The following is a 23440-nucleotide window of genomic DNA, read 5'->3' as shown; positions in this document are numbered from 1 at the left end:
TATTGGAAAGGACTGTAGATTCCTATGAATAGTGAAAAAAAGGCGGAAGAAATCGCCGTTGAAAGAATGCAACTGATCTCTCCTCTTGTAGCCCAAGGGATTGACCCTGGAAAAGCCAAAGAACTGAAGAAAGCCATTTGTGAGCAAACCGGATTATCCGAGCGAACCCTCCGCCGCTATCTGTCTGCCTATCGAACCGAAGGGTTCGCAGGACTTCGACCTAAAAGAAAAAGTCAGCGGCAAACAGCCGAAGCTATCACGCCCAATCTCCTCGAGCAAGCGATACTGCTTCGCCGAGAGGTTCCCAGCCGTAGTGTCGCGCAGATCATTCAGATCTTGGAGTGGGAAGGCTTGGCGAAGCCTGGTAAGATCAAGCGCAGCACCTTGCAGGAAAAATTGATGGAGCGTGGCTACAGTACTCGCCACATGCGACTATACTCAACCTCTGGCCTTGCGGCCAGACGCTTTCAACACAAACAGCGTAACCAACTGTGGCAAGCTGATATCAAATTCGGGCCTTATCTACCGATTGGTGAAGGCGGAGCCAACAAGCAAGTCTATCTTGTTGCGTTCATCGACGATGCAACTCGTTACGTGTTGCATGCGGCTTTTTACCCAACACTCGATCAAACGATTGTGGAAGACTGTTTCCGTTACGCGATTCAAACAAATGGCGTACCTGATTCTGTCTACTTTGATAACGGCAAGCAATTTCGAACCAAAAGTATGACTCGTACCTGTGCCAAACTTGGCATACGTCTTCGCTTTACGAGACCGTATGCAGCCGAATCCAAAGGGAAAATCGAGCGTTTCAACCGGGTAATAGACAGTTTCCTAGCGGAAGCTGCGCTTGAAAAGCCCCAGACACTCGACCAGCTCAATCTGTTATTCCAAGTTTGGCTCACCGAATGTTACCAGACCAAACCCCATTCCGCACTCGATGACAACTCTAGCCCGCAGGTGGCGTTTCGAAGCGACTCGTCGCCGCTCCGACTTGCCGAAGAATCTCTCATTGCGGATGCGTTTTTACACAGCGAAACGCGAAAAGTGGACAAAGCTGGCTGTATCAGTTTTATGGGGAAGAAATACGAGGTCGGGCTTTCTTTCATTGGGCATAAGGTTGAAGTCGTCTACGACCCGCGTGACATCTCAACGATTACAATTGAGTATGGCAGCCATACACCGTGGCAGGCGAAAGAACTGATTATCGGTGAATGGGCAGGAAAACGCCCCTCTATCCCGTCGTCAATTGAACTGCTTACAGTCGAAGGTTCACGGTTACTGGACGCTGCGGAGAAGAAGAATCAAGTCAGGAAAGAACGTCAAACACGCGCCGTCTCATTCCGCAAAATTCGGGAGGAGGCGAACCGAGATGTTTGAGGCGTTTTATGAAATGGCGAGAACCCCTTTTTCTCGTGATATTCCTACCCATGAGCTGTATGCGTCGGATGTTTTGGAAGAAACGCTTGAGAGATTGGAATATACGGCCGAAAGGCAATGGTTCTCCGTTGTGACCGGCGATTGCGGAACTGGTAAAACAACGACGATCCGCCGATTCGCGGATGTGCTCGACACATCGAGATTTAAACTGTTGTACCTATCCGATTCAAAGCTAACGCCTCGCCATTTTTACAAGGGTTTGCTTGAACAGTTGGGGTGTGAAGCGAAGTTTTATCGAGGGGACAGCAAGAGACAACTGCATCGGGAAATTGAGCTGATGCGGGGGATTCATCGCTTGCAACCAGTCGTGGTGGTCGATGAAGCGCATCTGTTAGACAAAGAAATGTTTGAAGAAGTGCGGTTTCTGCTGAACTTCAAAATGGATGCCCAGAGTCCAATGGCTCTGATCCTAGTCGGACAAAATGAACTGTGGGATCGCCTTCAACTCCAGATGTTTACGGCCATTCGGCAAAGGATTGATCTACAGTGCAAACTGGTTCACTACGACCGCGTACAGGTTGGGGCGTACATAGCTCGTCATCTGGAATATGCGGGCGTTAGCCGTGACATTTTCACGGATGGTGCGGTTGATGAGATCTATCGTTATTCAAGTGGTACGATTCGCTTGGTGAATAAGGCGGCCACACATAGTCTGATCTATGGAGCAGCAAATAAGCATCGAATCATTGACGACCACATGGTGAAACGGGTAATCGCGGGAGAATTGACTTGATTCTCCCGTTTTTTCTTTCCTGTTTAACACCGCTCACGCGGTCATCTTTTCCGTCATTTCTTGGACAGCAGAGCCTATCAATTTACGGACATATTAGGGCAGTAGTAACACCATGGGGAGAAGAATATCTTGAAAGTATGACTCAAAAGGTGCCGCAATACGTTCAGCGATCCGATGGTCACTCAGATCCTTTGAACTCATTAAGTTAAACCGAGAACGAATCGAAAGGCTAAAACCGCTAAACTGCCCCGGATAACCTGATAAAGACAGCACGTTCAACCAATCCTCGATCAGTTCAACTGCTGGACGATATTGTGAATAGTCGTAAAAGGATTCTGCATCTCGCAAGGTTTTCACAGCATCTTGCAAATCATCGTAAGGAAAATGCTTCGCTTTCCACAAATAAAAAAGCTCCATCTGTTCAGAGGCATCCAGAGATTCCCGATCCTCTAATTCATTGAGCCTTGATTGAGTCCGCAGCTTGATTTGTTGAATCTGTTCGAAATTCATTGTGTATTAAAAAGCCTCGATATTTGTGTCGATCAGATCGATGTCTTGAAAGCCCTGACTCCGAGCATACGTCTCAATGTATGTCAGACTATGATAACCCGAAGTCGGGTCAGTGATCGGCGGATAAAGCAACAATGTACTCATCCTAACTCCCCCTTTTATATAAAAGTCTGCTCGTTCATTACATAGAAGGATAGAACGAGCAGATGATATTGCGATTAGCCTTTAATGTTGATGTTATTCGTAGCATTTCGAGTGGATTCTACAGCTACGGTAACCGCTTTAACTTGTGCCAGCAAAGACAACCTGATCACCTCCTAAAAGAGATTCTTCGGGGGGATTTAATCCCCTGAAAAACATAAGTAACACAATTACAATTGTAATAACACTACTAACTAAAGTCAACAATTGTGTCAATATTATTATTTTGTTCTATAAACGCCTTTATCAACAGGAACAAACCACTTACTATTTATTCAAAAAACTTGGTCCATGGGAAATCAAGCACCACTGCGATGCGCTGTGCAATCTCCACGCTGGGTCTTCGACCGTTTTCGATCCGTGTGATGTAGCTTCTGTCAACTTCGACTAGAGTTGCGAGCTGAGACTGGCTGAGTCCTTTGTTTTTTCGCTTTTCGGTAAGCCATGTATTGTTCACTCCGCCGTTCCCCTCCGTCTTTTCAGGTGCAAAATATACACATTTCAAAGACTAGTATGTGCGAATTGTACACGTATTTCAATGTGCCATTTTGTCACATATAATGGGGTACAGGTAGGTGATGGCATGCAGATAATAGGCACTCGTTTAAAGTGTTTACGTGAAAAAAAGGGTGTTTCGCAAAAAACCGTTGCGGCACACTTAGGAATCGATCGAACTACCTATACTCGATACGAACTTGGCGAATCGAAGCCAAAATACCACAACCTCTGTCTACTCGCTGAATATTTTGGGACTTCACCCGATTTTTTATTGGGACAACTGGTTGAAGAAAATGCTATCCTCCCCACCACAGAAGGAAAAACGATAAAAGAAATTCGTGACGAGATTGCTCAAAACAAAATACTTGACGTGAACGGCAAACCAATGTCCCCGGAGGTTCGGGATGACTATATTAAGGTGCTAGACTTGCCGATCAAGTTGCGCGAACTAAAATTACGTGATGCCCGAGAGGGTCAATAATACTCATCAAAAAGTGGCGATTTTCCGGAGACAAATGCCGCTGCTCGTTCGAATGGGAACTCCATGTTGCCGTCTATGACCAACAGAACGAGACTGTCAGGCAAGAAAAATACAGCTATAAAAAGCGGCTCATCAGGAGCCGCTTTTTGCTATTCAGTACCGTGAAGAGAAACTCATCCGCAGTCAAAATGAGCAACTGCGATCCCATATGTGAGCGAGATTCAAAGGGCGCGGGAAGTGGCACACTTTTGTATTGGACAGAAGATTCAATTCAATTAAAGTTATTGCTCTGCATCGACATATGTGCTCTACTAAAGTCATCACTTATACTTTCTCTGGAAATCCAGAAAGTCACTAGGGGGCTACACAAGTTATGACAACAGCATTGATCGCAGGCTGGAAATCTTACAAAACACCGCACGCGCTGCGTTGGTACCTTGTAGCATGAGTTACCTCCGACTAGCTGGCCTCGGCGTATCCCTTGTACTTGTCGCCAGTATCATTTCCGGTTGTTCCGAAGAATCGAAACCGAATGATCCGCCCCAGAAGCCCCCAGTTCAAAGTCCGGAAAATAACCTTCAGTTGCGCAGCATTATCAGCAAAAGTGCACCTTCTGAACAAAAACAGACACCGATTCAAGCGGCGATCCATCAAACCGAGTGGGAATTTTCCGATTCTACGAAGCGTGCTCCTACTGAACAAGATGCAGAATGGGCAACAACCTTTTTGCAAAACGGTGTCGTTGCTCTGAAAGTTCCTGTTGCCGATCCATGCTACACCTTCCTCTTCTTAACCCATAACGGAGAGCAGTGGTCGATAGCCGGACTCGCTGACATTCACATCAAGAAAGCAGGCATGTTATCAGACAAAGAAGGGCTCGACCTGCCCATGGAACAATTTGTGGTCTCCAAACTCTCCGTAAACACGGAGGACAACCAAGCTTGGGTATTCGCAGACGATAAGAAGCAGATCGTCATTGGCAAATACCCGCATTCCACAGCATTTTCCGCTCTCAAAAACGCCAAGGTCGTTCAGATGAATGGCATCGATGCGTGGTACGTCAAGCAAGACACCGGCACCCTCTTCTACTACATTGATCAAGGTCATGTCGTATGGATCGCCGGAAACCTGAGTGAACGTGAACTGCAGAGTTTAGCAGCTTCACTTCCTAATGCCGCTGTTTATTCGTTTCCGTTTGCGAAACCAAAAGGTTCATAATGGATCAAAAAAGCGGCTCTGTGCGAGAGCCGCTTTTTCTATGGTTTTTTTAATGCATCATCATGATGACCGCAGTTGCGCAGGATGATCCCGTTCGGTTTTGCAAGATGAAAGGTGATGCGGATGTCCATGTTGCCGCTGATCTCCCACACTTTGCCGTGCGTTCCTTGCACCTTTTTCCTGCGTAAAGAAGGATGGTCCGGCTGATGAAACAACCTATCGATTGCCTCCAGAACGGCTGCCTGTGACTGTGCATCGAGTTTCATGAATGACTTTTCAAATCGGGCGGTCATGATGATTTGCATCTGATTATGCCACATCGGCCGCACCTGGTCAGTCCTGTTTTTTCAGCGAATCGAGTCTCGCTTTGATGTCATCCATCGAAGTGAACGGCCCCGACACGCGGCCCGCTTGCAAGTCTTCCTCTGCTTCGCGCTCCTTTGACTGCCACTCTTTGCTCCAAAACCACGCCTGATCCATCGGCACGGAAAACATCGGTTCCAAAATGATCCGTCCATTTTCAACGGTGATCTCCAACTGGTCGCCTTCCTGCAGCTTAAACTGGTCGACAATCGCTTTCGGTATGGTGATGGTGGAGCGTTTGTTCAGGCGAATCTTCGCCATGTCCGTCACGCCTTTCCTTAAATCCATGATCTGCTTGACTGCTGTCGCCATATACTATGCACTCCCTTATTCAGTTTTGTCTGCATTTCTGTATGCTATTCGAGGCAGAATTTCTGAATTTCAGATTCTCTGCATCACCAATATATCAAAAAAGCGGCTCTGTGCAAGAGCCGCTTTTCGCTTATTTAGAACGCCAATCTACTTTGAGCTTACCCAGTTGCCGGTTCAATTTCGCGCATGTCGCAACAGGTACTGCCAAATTATTTTTTGCTGTTCCCTATTCACGCAAAGTGTTCTTCCTGTCGGGGTACCCCAGAGGTTTTATCTGTTGCAGCAACGGCAGCGCCAATCTAAACAGCATATACCCGAGTATGGTCCCAAACGTATTGATCAGACAGTCATCAATGTCAAAAACTCGATAATTGAAGTTAATTATCAGCCCGATCAATTGTTGAAAACCTTCAATCAAGAAAGAAGCGACCAAACCCAAACCGAGGACTTGATATGCCTTAATCACCCGTCCTCCTAACAGTGGTAGCAAAAAGCCAAAAGGAAGGAACAAAAGTAAGTTCCCTAAGATTTGCTTTGTTGCAACCTGCGTAGAAGCATTGGTCAACATCTGGGAGATAGACTCAAAAGGAACCCAGTTGTTTGGCGGCTCGATATTACCTTCTCTAAGAATTTCAAGTACATTATCATGAATAGGTATCGGAAAAATAGTGATGGCAATGACACCGACAACATAAACGTAGAAAACAGTTAAAATAAAGCAATCTACTATTGGTTTTTTCTTCAAAATATACAAAGAGATGACGACTAAGTAAAGTATTCCTGCAATGACGATCTGCAGTCCATCAAAATCCAGCATTATTATCACCCTTTCAAATTTGAAGAGGGGAGGTGCATGAATCTGCATCCCCCCTCCTTTACTTTACAATAAATTCTTGATGGAGTATATCAACTTAGTAATTGGAAAAGATACCGGTTCCAGTAACAGTATCGGTGTCATAAGCTTTTGAAAAATAGGTGTAGTAATTCTCTGGGCCTACATTTGGAAACTTTAAGCTCGTGACCCCGTTACGTTGAGCAGTACCAGAACCCACAACAACATCTACTCCCCAGTTAACTTCACGGTAAAGCATGACGTTAAAAGTCGTGATTCCTGATATTGGAGTACTTGAGTTCAATGACAGAGAGATGTTTTGACCATCATAATAACGTGTCTGGCCAGTTAATGTTGTATCAAACTCGTACCAAATGTTGTAACTGCTTGCGAGTGCTGTGAATGGGACCATTGCCACCATAGCGGAAATCGCAAAAATAGCCGCTTTACTTTTTAGTTTAACCATAGAAACCTCCATCTATATTTTATATGTTAAAAACAAATTACCATATCATATAAACTTAAGTCGGACAAGTTTTATTTGTTCTATTCAAAAAGAAAAGAAACCTTGCCCAGATGCAAGGTTTCTTTTGTATCCTATTTTCACTTATTTCGCACGCCAATCTGCCTTTTTAATAATCAACACCGTAAACACAAGCGCATACCCCGTCAAAATCAGCAACTGCCAGCCCACCGCCGAAGAGTAGCCCGTCAACAGCAACGCCCGTGCTGCTTCAGCGATGTAAGTCGTCGGGAACACATAAGCAACGCCTTGCAACGCACCCGGCAACTGTTCCATCGTGACCATCACCGGGGAGAGGAACGATAGGAACATCATCAGCACTTGGGACAGCATGTTGGTCAGCTGCTGATTCTTGCTCCAAAAACCGATCACCGTGCCAAACGCGGAGCAGACATACGTCGCCAGGAAGAACAGGAGCAGGAGCCACCAGCTGTAATGGAACTCCACCTCGAAGGCAAGCTTCCCGATCAGCGCCATCACCACCAGCGACGGTACGGTATTGAGCAGACCGCGGAACAGCACGGCGGTGATGAATGACAGCTTGTGGACAGGCAGCGAGAGATAGTAGGTAAAATGCCCTTGCTCTTTCTGCCAGGAGATGTTTTGCGACATCATGTTTACGCCTGTCACGATGACGCCAAAGATCATGTTACCGGCGATGGCCTGCACGATGTAGGCCGGGGTGGGATTGGGATTTAAGAATTTCATAAACATCAGGGTCGTCAGCGGGAACATGCTGGCGAGCAGCACGACCCAGATCCAGTTTTGACGGAGTTCGAGCAGCTGCATCCAGCAGAGGGTGGCCACTTCGCTGACTTTGCGCTTCCAGAGCGGGATAGGTTCGCGCTTGACGATCGATTGCGGCATCGGGGCCGCCTGCACTTGCATAGCTGTTGCTTTCATCTTAGATCGATCCTTCCTTTCCACCCAGCTTAAAATACACATCTTCGAGGCTCGGCGGCACGACGCGGTACTCTTCGCAGCCGTCGCCCGCCTCGCTGACCACCGCTTGCAAAGCATCTCCGGCACGCCCCTCTTCCATAAAGAGGCGGATTTTATTCGCGGCGGGACGCTGCAAGGTGCCGTATCCGCTCAGCAGCGCTTCCAGACGCTCGCCCTCTTCCGGCCGCACGGTCAGCTCCAGCCGCAAACGGCTGTCCACCTGCTGCTTCAGCTTGCCGACGCTGTCGTAGGCGAGCAGTTGGCCGTGGTCGATGACGGCGACTTTGTCGACGACTTGCTCCGCTTCCAGCACGTTGTGCGTGACGAGCAGGATCGTCGTGCCTTCCTGGCGGTTCTTTTCCGCCAAAGTATCCCACAACTGCCGGCGGCGCTCCGGGTCGAGCTCGTTGGTCGGCTCATCGAGGATCAACACCGGAAGTTCGCCGATCAAAACGGTGGCAAACCCGACCATGCGCTGCTGCCCGCCCGACATTTTGCGAATCTCGCGCTTGCGGACTTCGCCGAGGTTTAAGAGCTCGATCAATCGGTCGGCCGCCCCTTTCGCCGCCGCCCGCGACATGCCGCGCAGCCGTCCCGTGCAGTAGATCGCTTCATACCCGGTCAGCGCATCGAGCGCCGCCGGACGCTGGTCGTAGTATCCGACATACTGCGGGATCAGGTCGGAGCGTTTGATCACATCTGCGCCAAACAGCCGGATCTCCCCTTCGGTTGGCTTGACATGCCCGACCATCTGCTTGATCAAGGTGGATTTGCCCGCGCCATTCGGGCCCAGCACGCCGACGACCTCGCCTTGCCGGATCGCCAAGGAGATGTTGTCGTTGGCCTTTTTCTGATTGTCATAGATCTTGGTCAGTCCGTTCACTTCGTACACCGTGTTCATCCGCTGTCTCCCTCCAACTCTTGTTAACTTCATTGTAGGAAAAATCACCCAGACACGCGCCGCCCCACAGTCGGGTAAACGCTCCGCCTCGGGACGGAGGGCCGACTAAGACCCTCCTCAGAAGCCAGCGCATGTGCTATATATAGGAGATAGAATTGTTCAGAAGGAGGGGGCGACATGCCGATTTCACTGCGCGGGCATCACTTGCTCTGTCTGCTCGGCTACCGGGGGATGGGCTATTCGGACGCCTATGCGGATAACATGACCAACGTCTATCGAACGCTGCTCGCAGAACCGCAGACTTCCTGTGAGATCGTAAAAGGGCCGGATCAGCTTTGCGCCTGTTTTCCGCCTGACGGGGAATATCACTGCGAGGATCAAAATGTGGCGGAGCGTGATGCGTTGATTTTGCAGCGTTTAGGGTTGGAGATCGGCGAGGTCGTGCCGTGGGAGGAGATCCTTTCGCGCGTGGCCAAGTCGATGCAACCGGACGATTTGCTGGAAATTTGCTCGACCTGCCCGTGGCTTCCCTACGGCGTCTGTCAAGAAGGGATCGGCAAAGTGGTCGCAGGCGAGCCGCTGCCTGAAGTCCGCCCCAAGGTATACGGCGTCGACGTCGATGCACAGACGCGCTGCAAGCATTACCACTCAGACGTGGACATCATCGCGCTGAAGTTCGGGTGCTGTGAGCGCTACTATCCGTGCTATGAATGCCATCAGGAGGTTGCGGATCACGAGCCGAAGCCATGGCCGCGTGTAAAGTTTGACGAACCGGCCGTGCTGTGCGGCGCGTGCGGGCATGAGCTGACCGTGCAGGAGTACAAAGGCTGCGATTCGAAATGCCCAGCTTGCGCGGCGTCGTTTAATCCGGGGTGCCAGTTGCACCATCATCTTTATTTTGAGTCATAAAAAAGGCCATCCTGCAACGAGCAGGATGGCCTTTCGTGTTCTTTTGTTATTTCAGCAGGGACAGGTCGAACTCCGGCACCAGACCCTCTTTTGCCGCGCGAGACAGCAGGGAGGTGACCGCTTCATAGCCTTTGTCACCGAGGTCGCGGGTGAACTCGTTGACGTAGAGGTCGATGTGCTGTTTCGCAACGTCAGGCGACATCTCCTGCGCGTGGCACATGACATAGTCCTGCGATGCCTCCGGGTGCGCCCAGGCATATTCGACCGAGGCGCGGGCCCAGTTGGCGATCTCGTCCAGATCGAGCGAGCGCTTGGCGATGATCGCGCCGAGCGGAATCGGCAGGCCGGTGTCGCTTTCCCACCAGTTGCCCATGTCGGCGAGCAGGGTCAGACCGAAGTTTTGATAGGTAAACCGGGCTTCGTGAATGACGAGACCCGCGTCGATTTTACCATCGCGCACGGCGGGCATGATCTCGTGGAACGGCATGACGACGATTTCGCCGACGCCGCCCGGCACGTTTTGCGCCGCCCAGAGCCGGAACAGCAGGTAGGCGGTGGAGCGTTCGCTTGGCACCGCGACTTTTTTGCCGGCAAGTGCGGCGGGGTTGCCTGCCGCTTCTTGGTTCGCGGTCAGCACCAACGGTCCGCAGCCGCGACCGAGTGCGCCGCCGCAGGGAAGCAGGGCGTATTCCTTGAGCACCCACGGGAGCGCAGCGTAGGAAATTTTCAAGATCTCCGGGCCGCCGGGATTGGCAGCCAGGGAGTTGGTGATGTCGATATCGGCGTACATCACGTCAAGCTCCGGTGCGCCGGGGATCAGCCCGTGCGCCCAGGCGTGGAATACAAACGTGTCGTTCGGACACGGCGAATAAGCGATTTTCATCTTACAGCACCTCCACCAAAACTTTGCCTGCCGCTTGCAGCGCGTCAAACGCGTCTTTCATCCGCCAGGCAGACCGGTCGCGCGGGCCGACGGCGTTGGAGATCGCGCGGATCTCCAGCACGGGAATGCCTTTCTCTTGCGCAGCAAAAGCCACCCCGTAGCCTTCCATCGCCTCCGCCGCAGCGCCAGGCACTCGTGTTGCCAGTTCCCGAGCGGTCTCCGCCGTCCCGGTCACCGTCGCCAACGTCAGCACCGGACCGGCCGCTGCGATCAGCCCGGCCGCTTGCAAAGCTGCGGTGACTGTTGCAGCCCGTTCGGCGTCGACGGGCAGCTTGGAAGAGCCAAAGCCCAGCTCGTCCACACTGGAGAACCCCTGCCCCGTCTGTGCGCCTAAGTCGGCAGCGAGGATCTCGGTCGCGACGACCAGCGAGCCGACCGGAGCCACCTCCGTAAAGCCGCCGCCGATCCCGGCGCTGACGACCAGCCCGTAATCCCCGCCCGCCAAAACATTCGCCGTCCTGACAGCCGCCGCGACCGGGCCAACGCCCGCGACCCGCACGTCAAATCGCTCCGTATCGCCCAAACCTTTTACGATCGCGTCCCGTTCCGCTTCGACTGCTGTCATGATCAGCACGCGCTTTGTCATCATTTTCAAACCCCTTACAAACAAGTTAGTATGTATCCCTTTTATTGTACCGCTTCTGAGCGTTACATAGATAGCAAAATAAGTTCAATAGGTGCCATTTTTTTCCTCCCAAATATAGAGGAGATCATTACGGCGTACTCCGCGGTGATCCTTCACAAAAGCAAGATTTTCACAGCCCAGCCCCTCAAAAAATCCCCCGCTCTCCTCCGGTGCAAACAGGAACAGGCGGCGCAGGGCGGCATCGCGCTCGTCATAAAAGGCTTCCATATCCCGCACCACTGCTTGGAACAGCTCTCTGCCCAACCCTTGGCGGCGGCGGGTGGTGATGATGCGCAGGCCGGTGAGCTGGGCGAGGCCGGCGCGGACACCGTCGCGGGCGCCCCAGGTGGCGAGGCCGAGGATGAACCCCTGCTCCTCCAAGAGCAGAGCCCGGTCGACCTGCAGGTGCAGCCAGGCATAACGCTCCGCTTCTCCCATATGCGGGCTGAAGTGCTGCAAATATTCACGGACCAGAAACGGCTGGTCCTGCTCTTGTGCCAATCGAATCACCATTAAGGACTCCTCCTGTTGCAACAACTAGGATTCTCCAAGTAGAGAATACCTTACCGAGTATAGCTTATTTTACAGTCGTGAAATAGCCCGGAGCATACGTTACCGAGTATAACTTATTTCACAGCTGTACAATCCGGAAATATGAAAATAGAGTATGACTGAAATCAATCAAACCACCTCTTTAACAAGCACTGCCGGGATTTTCACCACCGCCTCGGTGCCAAGCCCCGGCGCGCTGTGGAAGGTCAGCGTGCCTTTCATGCCTTCGATGATCTTGCGCGTCACCATCGTGCCAAGGCCCGTGCCGCTGGTTTTGGTGGTGTAAAACGGGGTGCCCATGCGCCGCAATTGCTCGGCGCTCATGCCCACTCCGGTGTCGCGGACGGAGAGCAGCACCGTCTCCCCTTGCAGAAAAGCCTGAATCGTCACCGTGCCCGACGGCTCGGCGATCGCTTCAATGCCATTTTTGACGAGGTTCATCAAAGCCTGCTGCAACTGCCCGGCATCTGCGTTCACCAGCAGCCCTTCCGAGCAGTCGGTGCGGATCTCCACGCCCCGCAGCGTACCAAACGCCCCCATCACCATCGCGATGTGGCGCACGACATCGGCCACATCAAACACTTGGATGCTCTCCGGTCTTGGTTTGGCAAAATTGAGATAGTCCGAAATGATGTAGTTGGCGCGGTCGAGCTCGGTCAGGGCAATCTGCATCGCCGGGCGGGCTTTTTCATCGAGCGATCCCAATGCCAGCTGCAAAAAACCGCGCACCACCGTCAGCGGATTCTTCACCTCATGAGCGATCACGGCCGCCAGCTCGGAGATGATGTTCAGCCGTTCTTTATTCGCCAGTTCGCGGTGCAGGAGCAGGGTCTGGATCTTATTTTCGATCAAATAGGAGCAAATCCCGATGCCGAGGATGTGCAGAGCGCCCTGCACGAGCAGCAGATCGAGATGGGATGCGTTCACGGCCAGGCCCAGCGGGAGGAAGGACAAAAAGGAGAGCAGCATGCAGAGCAAAATGCGTTGGCGCGGCGCAAAGCGGAGAAAACTCCGGGCCAGAACAAAGCAGATGCCAAGGCTGACCGCACCGGCGGCCAGTTCCAGCCACACCGACCCGCCGCCGAGCTGCGCCCGGTAGAGCAGGGCAGGCACAGCAGCGATCAGCCCCGCCCGCCACCCGCCGTAGACGACGGCGAGGATCAGCGGGATCATGCGCAGATCCCACAGCACGTTGTCGATCTTGACCGGCAAGGACAGGCACAGCATCGCCGTTGTGCCGCCCAAGACGCCGACCAGCATTTGATGTTTGCGGCGGTACACCGCATCGCCTTGGACGGTGAAATACAACAGCACCGGCAACAGCACGATCAACAGATGAAGCAATAGATTTCGAATCTCCAGCTCGGCAAGTTCCATCGGTCACGCCCCCCATTTAATTTATATAAAAAAGCCCCGTCTTTTAGAAGACGGGGCTGGGAGCGTTCTGTTCACTCAATTTTTACAGCATGCCGGCGAGGATCGCGGAAGCCTGATCCAGCGCCGCTTGCAGCTTGGAGACATCTTTGCCGCCCGCTTGTGCCAGCTCCGGACGACCGCCGCCGCCGCCGCCGGTGATCGCTGCGACTTCTTTGACGATTTTGCCCGCTTGGATACCACGGCCGTTCAGGTCTTTGGTCACTGCGACGACAAACGATACTTTGTCTTCGCCTTGTGAAGCGCCGAGCACGATAACGCCCGACTCGATGCGGTTCTTCATGTCGTCTGCGATGTTGCGCAGGCCGTCCATGTCCACGCCGTCCAGCTTCGCCGCGAGGAACGGCACGCCGGACACGTCGGTCATCTTGCCGAGCAGGTTGCCGACTTCACCGGCTGCGAGCTTGCCTTTCAGGCCTTCGATCTCTTTGCTGAGGTCTTTGATGTTCGCCTGCAGGTGGTCGATGCGGTTCGGCAGGTCGTTGACGTTGGCGCGCAATTTGCCTGCCGCGTCTTGGAGCAGACGCTCCTGGCTGACGACAAATTCATACGCGCCTTTGCCGGTCACCGCTTCCACGCGGCGAATGCCCGCGCCGATCGAAGACTCGGAGACGAGTTTGAACAGGCCGATCTCGCCGGTGGAGCGGACATGGCAGCCGCCGCACAGCTCGGTCGAGTAGTCGCCAGCTTTGACCACGCGGACGACATCGCCGTATTTTTCGCCGAACAGTGCCATCGCGCCCAGCTTCTTCGCTTCGTCGATGTTCATTTCGTTGATCTCGACCGCTTCGTTTGCCCAGATCTGCTCGTTGACTTTGCGCTCAACGATCGCCATCTCTTCCGGCGTCATGCCCGACAGATGCGAGAAGTCAAAACGCAGACGGTCCGGGCCGACCAGGGAGCCAGCCTGTGCAACGTGCTCGCCGAGCACTTCGCGCAGCGCTTTGTGCAGCAAGTGTGTTGCGGTGTGGTTGCGGGTGATCGAAACGCGGCGCTCGTGGTCGATCGATGCTTCGACGGTCGCCAGCGCTGCCACGGTGCCGGAGAGGACTTTTGCTTTGTGCAGGTTGTGGCCGTTCGGAGCCTTTTGCACGTCGGTGACTTGGACGATCGCCGATTCGCCGACGGTGATCAGGCCAACGTCTGCCACCTGGCCGCCCGATTCTGCGTAGAACGGAGTGCGGTCGAGGAACAGCTCGATCTCGTCGCCTTCATGCGCTTCGGTGACGATCTCGCCGTCTTTGATCAAGGCGAGCACGGTCGCCGGAGCTGCCGATTCGTCATAGCCGACGAAGTCGGAATCGATGTTGATCTCATCGTACAGGTTGGTCTGCACCGCCATCGATGCCACGTCTTTGCGGGCTGCACGCGCGCGTTCGCGCTGCTCATTCAACGCGCGCTCGAATCCTTCGCGGTCGATCGCGATGCCTTGCTCGGCACAGATGTCTTCCGTCAGGTCGATCGGGAAGCCGTAGGTGTCATAAAGACGGAACGCCTGGTCGCCCGGCAGAACGTTGTTGCCTTCGCCTTTGACGCGCTCCAGCACTTCGGCCAGCAGGTTCTCGCCGTCCGCCAAGGTGACATGGAAACGCTCTTCCTCCGCTTTCACGACGCGCTCGATGAACTCGCGCTTTTGCACCAGTTCCGGGTAGTGCTCGCCCATGATGTCGCCGACGATGCCGACCAGCGTGTACATGAACGGTTTCTCGATCCCGAGCACCTTGCCGCAACGAACAGCACGGCGCAGCAGGCGGCGAATGACATAGCCGCGGCCTTCGTTCGACGGCAACGCGCCGTCACCGATCGAGAAAGCGACGGTGCGGACATGGTCAGCGATGACTTTGAACGCGACGTCCCACTCTGCTGTTTCATGGTACGCTTTGCCTGCGAGACGGGCGGTCTCCTGGATGATCGGCTGGAACAGGTCGGTGTCGAAGTTGGTTTCCACGCCTTGCAAGATCAGGCAGAGGCGTTCCAGACCGGAACCGGTGTCGATGTTTTTCTTCGGCAGCTCGTTGTAGGAACCGTCCGCGTTGTGGTTGAACTGGGTGAAGACGAGGTTCCAGAACTCGAGGTAGCGGTTGCCGTCATGGTTATCCGGATGGAAGACTTCGTCTTTGCCCATCTCCGGCTTGAGGTCATAGAACAGCTCGGAACACGGGCCGCACGGGCCTTCGCCGATGTCCCAGAAGTTGTCTTCTTCGGTGCGCGCGATGCGCTCCGCCGGCAGACCGATGTCGTTCGTCCAGTAGCCAAACGCTTCTTCATCTTCGGTGTGGATCGTCACGTAGATGCGCTCTTTGTCAAAACCGAGCTCTTGCGTCGCGAATTCCCACGCCCAGTGGATCGCTTCTTTTTTGAAGTAATCGCCGATCGAGAAGTTGCCGAGCATTTCAAACATCGTCTGATGGCGCGCCGTTTTGCCGACGTTCTCGATGTCGTTGGTGCGGATGCACTTCTGCGAGTTGGTCATGCGCGGGTTGCGCGGGATCTCGCTGCCGTCGAAGTATTTCTTCAAGGGCGCCATCCCGGCGTTGATCCAGAGCAGGGACGGGTCGTTGTACGGCACAAGCGATGCACTCGGCACGATCTCATGACCTTTCGATTCGAAAAATTTCAGCCAGCGGTTGCGAATTTCTGATGACTTCATAGCAAGAAACTCCTCCTCATTGAGTAACAGCAAGTAACAGCAAAAGTAAAACGCCAAACAAACAAAAAAAGCCTTCCATCCCCAAAAAACAGGGACGAAAGGCGTTGTGCACACTCTCGCGGTACCACCCTGATTACCAGCCATAGCAGAAGACCGGTCACCTCAGATGTGCGCTAACGGGCACAAGCCGGCAGGTTTTGCCTGCACTCAGAAAGCAGCGTTCGGGCACTCCATGCTGAAGAATCCTCACAGCCTCGGGATTCTCTCTCTGACAGCGGAAATTGCCTTACTTTTCTTTCCTCATTGCGTTGGTTCTATTATAGAAGCAGGGAGCGAATTCGTAAAGAGTCCCGCTCATATATATTTTCTATGGGTATTTTCCCCTCCTTCTGCAACATTTATAACACAACCTACGTCCTATATAGTAGTGGAGTTTTACACAAGACAAGCCCAGCAGCGTGACTGTAGTACTTTCAAATTACTATATCTTTATAGTAATTATAGAATTCAGATTCTTTTAAAGTAAGTAGGGTTCTCCTTTACCAATACTGCTTGTCAGTCTTACTAAACTGTGCTATATTCTTGTTGATGACTCTATTATTTTTGCTATTTCAATTTATTGAAGTAGTTAAAAAGTTTATGTCTCTTGTCCCAAGAGGACACCAAGGAGGAGTTTATACATGAAGAAAACACTCGCAATCCTCAGCTTCGCAATCGCTGCTGTTACGGCGATTGGCTTCCAAGATGTCATCATCCGCGGCGACATCCAAGAGGAAGCAGTCATCATCCGCGGTGACGCAATGGACAATGGTGATCAGCTTGCTGTCATCATCCGCGGCGGCTCCCCGGATCGTTCTCTGAACACGCCGGACGGCCCGAACGAGCACAGCGCCATCGTGCGCGGCCTCGTGGCTCCGAGCGGCAACAGCGTGATCATCCGCGGCGGTTCACAGGATTCTTAAGCAAAGTTTCGCACACAAAAACCACCTGACCTCGGTCAGGTGGTTTTTTTTCTCGCAAAAAAGAGCCGTCCCCTGCTGCACATCCATTTGCCCACAGGATCAGCTCTTTGACTTAGAACTCGATAAGTCCTAAGGAGATCATCAGAGATTCGTTTACTCTTGCCATCAGCTCATCGTCGAGATGAGTGATCTTATCGGTCAACCGCTGCTTATCAATCGTGCGGACTTGTTCCAACAGAATTACGGAATCACGATCCAAACCGTACGTTTTTGCGTCTATTTCCACATGGGTAGGCAGTTTCGCCTTTTGAATCTGCGCGGTAATCGCCGCGACAATCACCGTTGGACTAAATCGATTGCCGATGTCGTTCTGTATGATGAGGACCGGTCGAAACCCGCCCTGCTCGGAACCTACGACGGGCGATAAATCGGCAAAATAGATGTCGCCGCGCTTTACATTCACCGACTACACCCCGCTAACTAAACGGTCTAGAGTTGTCTCCGCCTCTTCCTCCGCCAAAAACGCTTCTGATGCGATGTTTAGGTTAATCTTCGCCATCTCCAGATAGCCTTTTTGCAGAGACTCCCGGATATAACGCTTCTTTCTCTCTTGCAGATACAGGTTCATCGCCTCGCGAATGAACTCGCTGCGGTTCAGGTTTTCCTTCTCCACAATGCCGTCCACTTCCTGCAAAAGATGATTCGGTACACTAACCATAATGCGTTTGGTATTGGACAAAACGCGGCACCTCCAAGCAACAATACAATCCCTTTTCACTAGACATCCAACGAGTATTATACCCATCATAGCCTAAGTATGTCAAAGCATCTCGCCTTTCATACCAGTTTCGACCAGAAACGCAGGTTGTTTACATCGTTTGAATCTGTATTGTCTTGCCCAGGTGCTGGTATTTCCTTGGGACTCTGCGCCCCAGCATACAGCAAACTTCATACGTGATCGTGCCGATCTTTTCCGCCACTTCTTCCAGCGCGATGCGGTCTGCGCCCTGCTGGCCGTAGAGCACCACTTCATCGCCGTTTGCCACGCCGGGCACAGCGGTCACATCGAGCATCAGCTGATCCATGCAGACGCGGCCGATCACCGGAACGCGCACGCCGCGCACCAGCGCTTCGCCTTTGCTGGACAAGAGGCGCGAATAGCCGTCCGCGTAGCCGACCGGGATGGTCGCAATCATCGCAGGCGCGGTCGTTTCATAAGTCGCGCCGTAGGAGATCTTGGTGCCTGCAGGCACTGACTTCAAGTGCACGATGTGTGAAACAAACCGCAGCGCCGGCCGCAGTTCGATGTCTTGCGGAACTTCGTCTGACGGGTAATAGCCGTACATGGAGATGCCGAGCCGGACCATGTTGCCGGGGCATCCCGTGTACTGGAGAATGCCCGCACTATTGGATATATGCTGATACGGGATTTTCAGACCCGCATTTTGTAAGCGCTCCCGCAACGCTCCCCAGCGGCGCATCTGTTCTTCCGCATACGGCGAATGGAGCTCGTCCGATGTCGCAAAATGGGTATAGATGCCTTCGACATGCAGGGCAGGCAACGTGGAAGCTTCTTTCGCAAATTCGACCGCTTCGTCGATGTCAATAAAGCCGAGGCGGCCCATGCCGGTGTCGACTTTGATATGGATCGCTGCCGTGCGGTTCTGACGCATCGCCGCGTCGTGCAAAGCATGAAGCAGCTCCGGGCTGTAGACGGTCTGGGCCAGGCCATGGCTGACGACCAGGTCGGCGCAGTCGGTCGGCGTGTACCCGAGGATGAGGATCGGGGCGGTGATGCCCGCCTCGCGCAGTTCGATGCCTTCGTCCGCTGCGGCGACGCCGAGGAAGCTGGCGCCGTTTTGCAGCGCGGTCTCCGCCACTTGCAACGCGCCATGTCCGTAGCCGTTTGCTTTGACCACCGCCATCAGGCCGGTGCCCGGCGGCAGGATGCTGCTGACTTCACGCACGTTGTGCGCGATGCTGTCGAGGTCGATCTCTGCCCACGTCGGGCGCACAAACTTCCCTTCCACTTTCCCTTCACCTTCCGATCAGATTGTGATTTGTAAGAATTCGACAGGGGGCCGAATTGTCCTGCTGCAAAAAGGGAGTGCCGCAAAATCAGCACTCCCATCCTGTTCGTACGTGTTGTCTATTTTCCTACCGTCCCGATCATCGATTGGGCCACTTTGATCATCTCATCGACCGGAAGTTTGCCGGTCAGCGAGAATTCAACGTTGTTGTGGAACCAATGCATCGAGCGGGTCTCGCCGCCTTCGACCTCGGCGAGCACTGCGGTGGTGCCCCAGAGATCGACGATCTCGCCGCTCTTCAGCGCGGAGCTGACCGCCGCCGGACGCTGTTCGATGATCGTGAACGGATCATTGCCGGAGAAGCGCAGCAGCACGCTGGACTGGGTTTCCTGCGGCGCGAGTTTGGTCACGCCTTCCGGAAGGTAGCGCGGTTCGATGATGCCAAAGTCTTTCGCCCCGGCCATCACCGGCTGGGCGTCGGTCGGCGCAAGCGTCATCGCAGCTTCCGGAGTGAAGGAGTCTTTTTTGTAGTCAACGCCGGTTTTAAAGGAGTTGAAATCGACGGAGACGACCGATTTGGCGTCTTTGTCGAGCAAAGCCACTTGCAGCGGGTGCAGGTTGGTTTCGTTCAGCACGATGCGCTGCTGGGCCACGAGCGGGTTTTCCGGCTCCATCTTCATCGTGAAGTTGAGCTTGCCTTCCGCTGCGTCGTACTTGAGGTCTTTGCTTTTCAAAATGCGGTCAACCGCAGCGTGGTACAGGTAGACGTGGCCTTGGTTTTCCGCCCAGTCGCCTTTGAAGCGGAACGATTTCTTCAGTTGCGGCGACACGACAAAAATGCCGTCGTCGTTTTTGACAATCACCTGAGTGATGTCTTTGGCGTCATTGCCAAGGGCGATGCGATAGTAGTTCGGTGCCATGTACCAGGTTTCGATGTAGTACTTTTGCTGGCTGTTATGAGCCGTGACGGTCATCGTTGCTTTCGATTCATAGCTTTTCAGTTCTTGCTTGAAGCTCGTCAGGTCTTTCATCACCGTCTCTTGATTCTTACTCCCGCAGCCAACCATCGCGAGACTGAGTACCAGTACGGTGATGAGAACGAGGTAAATCGATCTTTTGTTGCGCACGTTCTCTCTCCCCCTTAACTTATTCGACAGGGTTTGTGTGGTCCTGTCGCAATTACCCGGGAAATATCACGCAAGGGATGTTGTCCCTGCACTGGTACATGTCTATTCTCGTCCCACGCCGATTATGTACAAGTTTTTAGGATCAAAATTTTTCGAGGATCACCTGTGCGACGGCGTACTGGTCGGAGTGCGAGATGGTGAGGTGGATCGCGCCAACTCCTTTTTGCCCGGCCAGCTCGGCAGCATGTCCATGCAAAGTCAGGATCGGGGCGCCGAGCTCGTTGTTGGTGACGATCAGGTCATGCAGGCTCACTTTGCCAAGTCCGGTGCCCAGCGCCTTGGCAGCCGCTTCTTTGGCAGCGAAACGGCCGGCCAGGTATTGGATGCGGCGCTTGTCATTGGTGATGGCGCGGCGCTCGGCGGGCGCGAGGATGCGTTCCCAGACTTTCTCGCCGAGCCGCTGCCAGAGCCGCTCGATGCGGGCGATTTCGGTGATGTCGAGGCCGGTGCCGATGATCATGCGAGCTGTTGCGGCACGACGGCGACGGTGCAGCGGGAAACGCAGATCAGTTTGCCCGCTTCGTCGGTGATTTTGATGTCCCAGACCATCGTCGTGCGGCCTTTGTGCAGCGGCGTTGCGGTGGCGGTGACGATGCCGTCGCGCTTGGAGCGAATGTGGTTGGCGTTGATCTCCAGGCCAAAACAAGCCTGGGTCTGCTGGTCGATCAGGTTCCAGGTGCCGACGCTGGCGGCCGTCTCGGCGAGGGCGACCGATGCGCCCCCGTGGAGATAGCCAAACGGTTGATGTGTCGGAGGATGCACCGGCATGGTGGCGGTGACTTTGTCAGAGCTGAGTTCGGTGATTTGGATGCCCAGCGCTTCGGCGAGCGTGTTTTGGTTCGGTGCGATTTTGATCGTCATGGGTGTGCCTCCTACTTTTTATAAAATACGCGCGAGATGGCGAGTCCGATCAGGCCGAGACCGATGAAGAGCAGGGCCCGGACGAGGATCGAGACGGTCGGCAGGTCGAAGAACAGCAGCTTGAGCAGCGTGCCGAACAAGAGGACCATGCCGGCGATGCGGGCAAGCGGCGAATTGCGGACGGTGCCGAGCAGAATCGCCGCGACAGCATAGAGCGCCCAGACGGCGGAGATCGCAAAATGCTGGATATCGTTGGACAAGTTGCCGGTCAGCAAGTCGGTGAGCTGCGTGAGGAAAGCCAAGAGCAGAATCGCGTTGGCGACCCACGTTGCTTTGAGCACGACCCACTCGAATTTGATCTCTTCTCCGTCAGCTTCACGAGCGCGCAAAATCTTGGCGGTGAAGGTAAGCACTGCGCTGAGCGACACGGTCATCACGATCCAGGCTAACGTTCGGCCGGATATGAGCTGCGGGATGGCGTGGGAGATCGTTTCGACCAGCCCGATGGTAAAGATGGCGATCGACATGATCCCCTGCACGCGCGCCCGCAGGAAGAGGGCAAGCGCGAACAGGCAGGCTCCTTCCAGCAGCAAGGCAATCGCTTCGTTGGGACCGGCCAGCATGCGCAGCAAGTAGAACATCAGAGCAAAAGACGAGATCGTCAGCGTCACAGCAAAACGGCTGGTGTCTTTTTGTTTGTGGTAATAATAGGTCAGCGCCGCGTAGATCACCGTCAGGAGCACCAGCAGCCACGTGTACAGGTTTCCTCTGACCGGGTCGTGTTCGAACAGAGCATACCACCAGCCCATGGTGAACGCCGCCGAAGTGAACAGGGTCAGGAAGCGGCTTTCCCGGGCTTTCAGCGCGATCATCGCGGCCAGCAAGGCGAGATGGTGGATCAGGACGCCATAGCCGACCGTTTGCTCGGCCCGGGTGCCGGTCGCGATGCTGAAAAAGAGCAGCGCGGCGTGGAAGAAAATGAAGTTCAGCACATACAAGGCTTTAAAATTGTGGCGCAGCGCAAGCGCCAGGTAGATCAGCGAGGAAAAAACTTCGTAGCTGACGAACAGCAAGACGTTTGGCGTTTCGCTTTTCAGCAGGAACGGCACAAGCATGCCTGCAAACGCCGTCAGGATGCCCAAGGTCTGGGAGCGGTGCAGTTGGGTGAGCCCGATGCCCGCCAAAACGATCAGCACGTTCAGGCTGAAGGCGATGCCGGAACCAAACATGCCGTAAAGCATATGAGCGGCAAAGACGGTAAGCAGCCAGATCGCCAGCGCCCCGCCGAGCAGGACGTTGCCAAGCGCCGTGCGTTTGGCCCGCACTTGGCGGTCGCCAAACCACAGGAACAAGCCCCCGGCCAGCGCGCCGAGGATGCACCGCACCGGCTCCGTGAGCAGCCCCGCCACCACAGCGGCGCGGAAGCCCCAGACCACGCCCAGCAGCAGCACCAAAACGAAAATGCGCGGCAGCCAGACCCGTCCAAGCAGGTGCTCCCAGTCGGTCTTCTCCGGCGGTTGCTCCTCCGCCTGCTTCGGCTGGGCGCCAGGAGGAACAGGCGCTTGCCCCGGCAGACCGGCAGCAGAGTTTACGCCATGTGCCCCTGCCGCTCCTTGCGTGCCTGTCAACGACATGCCTGGTTGGCCAGGCGCCGCTTGTGCAGAGGGCTGCATGCCGTTCTGACCGGCCGTCCCCTGCAGTTTCCCGATCCGTTCATTCAACAGATCGACCTGCCATTGGAGAGATTTGATCTCCTGTTTTTGCAGATCTAATGCCGCTTCGAGCTGTTTGAGTTTATCATCTTGACTCATAGGGGGTCCCCCTTTACGATAGACGAAATGATGGAACTATTTGTTAGCGAGTTCGTATGATTCATTGTAAGATGATCTGACAAGGGTTGCAAATACCACTTGCTAAAGGAGTGAACGAAATGGAAATCATTTTCTTCATCGTGATCATCGGCGTTGCGGTCTTGCTGTCGGGCTTAAAAGGCGGCGGAAAAAGTTCGTATAAAAAGAGCAGCGGTTATAATTTCCATACCCCCGACAGCGACAGCAGCGACACCGACAACGGCGGCTGGTTTGACTTTGGCGGCGGCGACTCCGGCGGAGGAGACGGCGGCGGTGGCGGTGGAGGCGGCGATTGATGAACTGGGTCACATCCTACCTGCAGCACCTCAACCTGCCCGCCGAACCGCCAAGCTATGCGGCGCTGGAACGCTTGTGCACCGCACATCTGACCACCAACGCATTTGAGAACATCTCGAAACTGTATTACTTTAAGCGATATGAACAAACGGGCTGGTTCATCCCCCGATCGATGTATTTGTAGAA

The 23440-nt window shown here is 53.9% G+C and carries 28 protein-coding genes; 8 read left to right on the top strand and 20 right to left on the bottom strand.

The window, feature by feature from the left end; all coding sequences use genetic code 11:
• Positions 1–24: 24 nt before the first annotated feature.
• Entirely contained in the window at positions 25–1380 is a 1356-nt protein-coding gene (locus tag CBW65_RS09980) for a DDE-type integrase/transposase/recombinase (protein ID WP_087456324.1), read from the top strand.
• The gene (locus CBW65_RS09975) at positions 1373–2173 is read left to right on the top strand and encodes an ExeA family protein (RefSeq protein ID WP_087456325.1); all 801 of its coding nucleotides are present in this window, start codon (positions 1373–1375) and stop codon (positions 2171–2173) included. Before CBW65_RS09980 ends, CBW65_RS09975 begins: the two co-directional genes overlap by 8 nt.
• Before the next feature lie 93 nt (positions 2174–2266).
• On the opposite strand, the gene CBW65_RS09970 is transcribed toward CBW65_RS09975, so the two are convergent.
• Positions 2267–2683, bottom strand: a complete 417-nt coding sequence (locus CBW65_RS09970) for a hypothetical protein (protein ID WP_087456662.1) — start codon at positions 2681–2683, stop codon at positions 2267–2269.
• Between the two features lie 472 nt (positions 2684–3155).
• Complete coding sequence (locus CBW65_RS09965; protein WP_087456661.1) at positions 3156–3341, bottom strand: helix-turn-helix transcriptional regulator; 186 nt, start codon at positions 3339–3341, stop codon at positions 3156–3158.
• Positions 3342–3467: 126 nt separating this feature from the next.
• Between CBW65_RS09965 and CBW65_RS09960 the strand changes: the two genes are divergently transcribed.
• Positions 3468–3863, top strand: coding sequence for a helix-turn-helix domain-containing protein (locus CBW65_RS09960; protein ID WP_157721865.1), 396 nt, complete (start codon positions 3468–3470; stop codon positions 3861–3863).
• 582 nt (positions 3864–4445) lie between these two features.
• On the top strand, positions 4446–5081 hold the full coding sequence (locus CBW65_RS09955) for a DUF4367 domain-containing protein (RefSeq protein ID WP_087456659.1): 636 nt from the start codon (positions 4446–4448) through the stop codon (positions 5079–5081).
• 38 nt (positions 5082–5119) lie between these two features.
• Here the strand turns inward: CBW65_RS09955 and CBW65_RS09950 are convergent, their stop codons facing one another.
• The 6 genes from CBW65_RS09950 to CBW65_RS09925 all read right to left on the bottom strand — a co-directional run bounded on the left by CBW65_RS09950 (position 5120) and on the right by CBW65_RS09925 (position 8954).
• Positions 5120–5386, bottom strand: coding sequence for a gluconate 2-dehydrogenase subunit 3 family protein (locus tag CBW65_RS09950; protein ID WP_087456658.1), 267 nt, complete (start codon positions 5384–5386; stop codon positions 5120–5122).
• 28 nt (positions 5387–5414) lie between these two features.
• On the bottom strand, positions 5415–5756 hold the full coding sequence (locus CBW65_RS09945) for an AbrB/MazE/SpoVT family DNA-binding domain-containing protein (protein ID WP_198299799.1): 342 nt from the start codon (positions 5754–5756) through the stop codon (positions 5415–5417).
• Positions 5757–5982: 226 nt separating this feature from the next.
• Entirely contained in the window at positions 5983–6621 is a 639-nt protein-coding gene (locus CBW65_RS09940; protein WP_087456657.1) for a VanZ family protein, read from the bottom strand.
• Positions 6622–6667: 46 nt separating this feature from the next.
• The gene (locus CBW65_RS09935; protein ID WP_087456656.1) at positions 6668–7054 is read right to left on the bottom strand and encodes a hypothetical protein; all 387 of its coding nucleotides are present in this window, start codon (positions 7052–7054) and stop codon (positions 6668–6670) included.
• Positions 7055–7195: 141 nt separating this feature from the next.
• Positions 7196–8014 carry an ABC transporter permease gene (locus tag CBW65_RS09930; protein WP_157721863.1) on the bottom strand — a complete coding sequence of 273 codons (819 nt, stop codon included), beginning with the start codon at positions 8012–8014 and terminating at the stop codon, positions 7196–7198.
• 1 nt (position 8015) lies between these two features.
• A complete protein-coding gene (locus CBW65_RS09925; RefSeq protein ID WP_087456654.1) occupies positions 8016–8954 on the bottom strand; it encodes an ABC transporter ATP-binding protein in 939 nt (312 codons plus the stop codon).
• 177 nt (positions 8955–9131) lie between these two features.
• Between CBW65_RS09925 and CBW65_RS25345 the strand changes: the two genes are divergently transcribed.
• Positions 9132–9863 (top strand): DUF1284 domain-containing protein, encoded by a 732-nt coding sequence (locus CBW65_RS25345; protein WP_408646540.1) that lies wholly within the window; start codon positions 9132–9134, stop codon positions 9861–9863.
• A gap of 46 nt (positions 9864–9909) precedes the next feature.
• Here the strand turns inward: CBW65_RS25345 and CBW65_RS09915 are convergent, their stop codons facing one another.
• The 5 genes from CBW65_RS09915 to alaS form a co-directional block, all read right to left on the bottom strand.
• Positions 9910–10746, bottom strand: a complete 837-nt coding sequence (locus CBW65_RS09915; protein ID WP_087456653.1) for a 1,4-dihydroxy-6-naphtoate synthase — start codon at positions 10744–10746, stop codon at positions 9910–9912.
• A gap of 1 nt (position 10747) precedes the next feature.
• Positions 10748–11395 (bottom strand): futalosine hydrolase, encoded by a 648-nt coding sequence (locus tag CBW65_RS09910; RefSeq protein WP_408646539.1) that lies wholly within the window; start codon positions 11393–11395, stop codon positions 10748–10750.
• Positions 11396–11476: 81 nt separating this feature from the next.
• A complete protein-coding gene (locus CBW65_RS09905) occupies positions 11477–11944 on the bottom strand; it encodes a GNAT family N-acetyltransferase (protein ID WP_087456652.1) in 468 nt (155 codons plus the stop codon).
• 168 nt (positions 11945–12112) lie between these two features.
• The gene (locus CBW65_RS09900; protein ID WP_087456651.1) at positions 12113–13360 is read right to left on the bottom strand and encodes an ATP-binding protein; all 1248 of its coding nucleotides are present in this window, start codon (positions 13358–13360) and stop codon (positions 12113–12115) included.
• Positions 13361–13442: 82 nt separating this feature from the next.
• Positions 13443–16067 (bottom strand): alanine--tRNA ligase, encoded by a 2625-nt coding sequence (alaS, locus tag CBW65_RS09895; RefSeq protein WP_087456650.1) that lies wholly within the window; start codon positions 16065–16067, stop codon positions 13443–13445.
• Between the two features lie 680 nt (positions 16068–16747).
• On the opposite strand from alaS, the gene CBW65_RS09890 reads away from it, so the two are divergent.
• Positions 16748–17029: a hypothetical protein gene (locus CBW65_RS09890; protein ID WP_087456649.1), complete on the top strand. Its 282-nt coding sequence runs from the start codon at positions 16748–16750 to the stop codon at positions 17027–17029.
• A 112-nt stretch (positions 17030–17141) separates the two neighbouring features.
• Here CBW65_RS09890 and CBW65_RS09885 read toward each other — a convergent pair whose 3' ends face one another.
• The 7 genes from CBW65_RS09885 to CBW65_RS09855 form a co-directional block, all read right to left on the bottom strand.
• Positions 17142–17492, bottom strand: coding sequence for a type II toxin-antitoxin system PemK/MazF family toxin (locus CBW65_RS09885; protein ID WP_087456648.1), 351 nt, complete (start codon positions 17490–17492; stop codon positions 17142–17144).
• Positions 17493–17495: 3 nt separating this feature from the next.
• A complete protein-coding gene (locus CBW65_RS09880) occupies positions 17496–17747 on the bottom strand; it encodes a CopG family ribbon-helix-helix protein (RefSeq protein ID WP_087459185.1) in 252 nt (83 codons plus the stop codon).
• Positions 17748–17898: 151 nt separating this feature from the next.
• Positions 17899–19059: an alanine racemase gene (gene alr / locus CBW65_RS09875; RefSeq protein ID WP_087456647.1), complete on the bottom strand. Its 1161-nt coding sequence runs from the start codon at positions 19057–19059 to the stop codon at positions 17899–17901.
• Between the two features lie 119 nt (positions 19060–19178).
• On the bottom strand, positions 19179–20186 hold the full coding sequence (locus CBW65_RS09870) for an outer membrane lipoprotein-sorting protein (RefSeq protein ID WP_087456646.1): 1008 nt from the start codon (positions 20184–20186) through the stop codon (positions 19179–19181).
• Between the two features lie 142 nt (positions 20187–20328).
• Positions 20329–20706 (bottom strand): holo-ACP synthase, encoded by a 378-nt coding sequence (gene acpS, locus CBW65_RS09865; protein WP_087456645.1) that lies wholly within the window; start codon positions 20704–20706, stop codon positions 20329–20331.
• Positions 20703–21107 (bottom strand): hotdog fold thioesterase, encoded by a 405-nt coding sequence (locus tag CBW65_RS09860; RefSeq protein ID WP_087456644.1) that lies wholly within the window; start codon positions 21105–21107, stop codon positions 20703–20705. Before CBW65_RS09860 ends, acpS begins: the two co-directional genes overlap by 4 nt.
• An 11-nt stretch (positions 21108–21118) precedes the next feature.
• Positions 21119–22918: a DUF2339 domain-containing protein gene (locus CBW65_RS09855; protein WP_087456643.1), complete on the bottom strand. Its 1800-nt coding sequence runs from the start codon at positions 22916–22918 to the stop codon at positions 21119–21121.
• Between the two features lie 119 nt (positions 22919–23037).
• Here CBW65_RS09855 and CBW65_RS09850 point away from each other — a divergent pair, with 119 nt between their 5' ends.
• Positions 23038–23253, top strand: coding sequence for a hypothetical protein (locus CBW65_RS09850; RefSeq protein ID WP_087456642.1), 216 nt, complete (start codon positions 23038–23040; stop codon positions 23251–23253).
• Positions 23253–23438 (top strand): hypothetical protein, encoded by a 186-nt coding sequence (locus CBW65_RS09845; protein WP_087456641.1) that lies wholly within the window; start codon positions 23253–23255, stop codon positions 23436–23438. The genes CBW65_RS09850 and CBW65_RS09845 overlap by 1 nt, the downstream gene beginning before the upstream one ends.
• Positions 23439–23440: the final 2 nt, after the last annotated feature.

The organism is Tumebacillus avium, assembly GCF_002162355.1.
Classification (GTDB): Bacteria; Bacillota; Bacilli; order Tumebacillales; family Tumebacillaceae; genus Tumebacillus_A; species Tumebacillus_A avium.
This window is presented reverse-complemented; position numbering and strand designations above follow the sequence as displayed.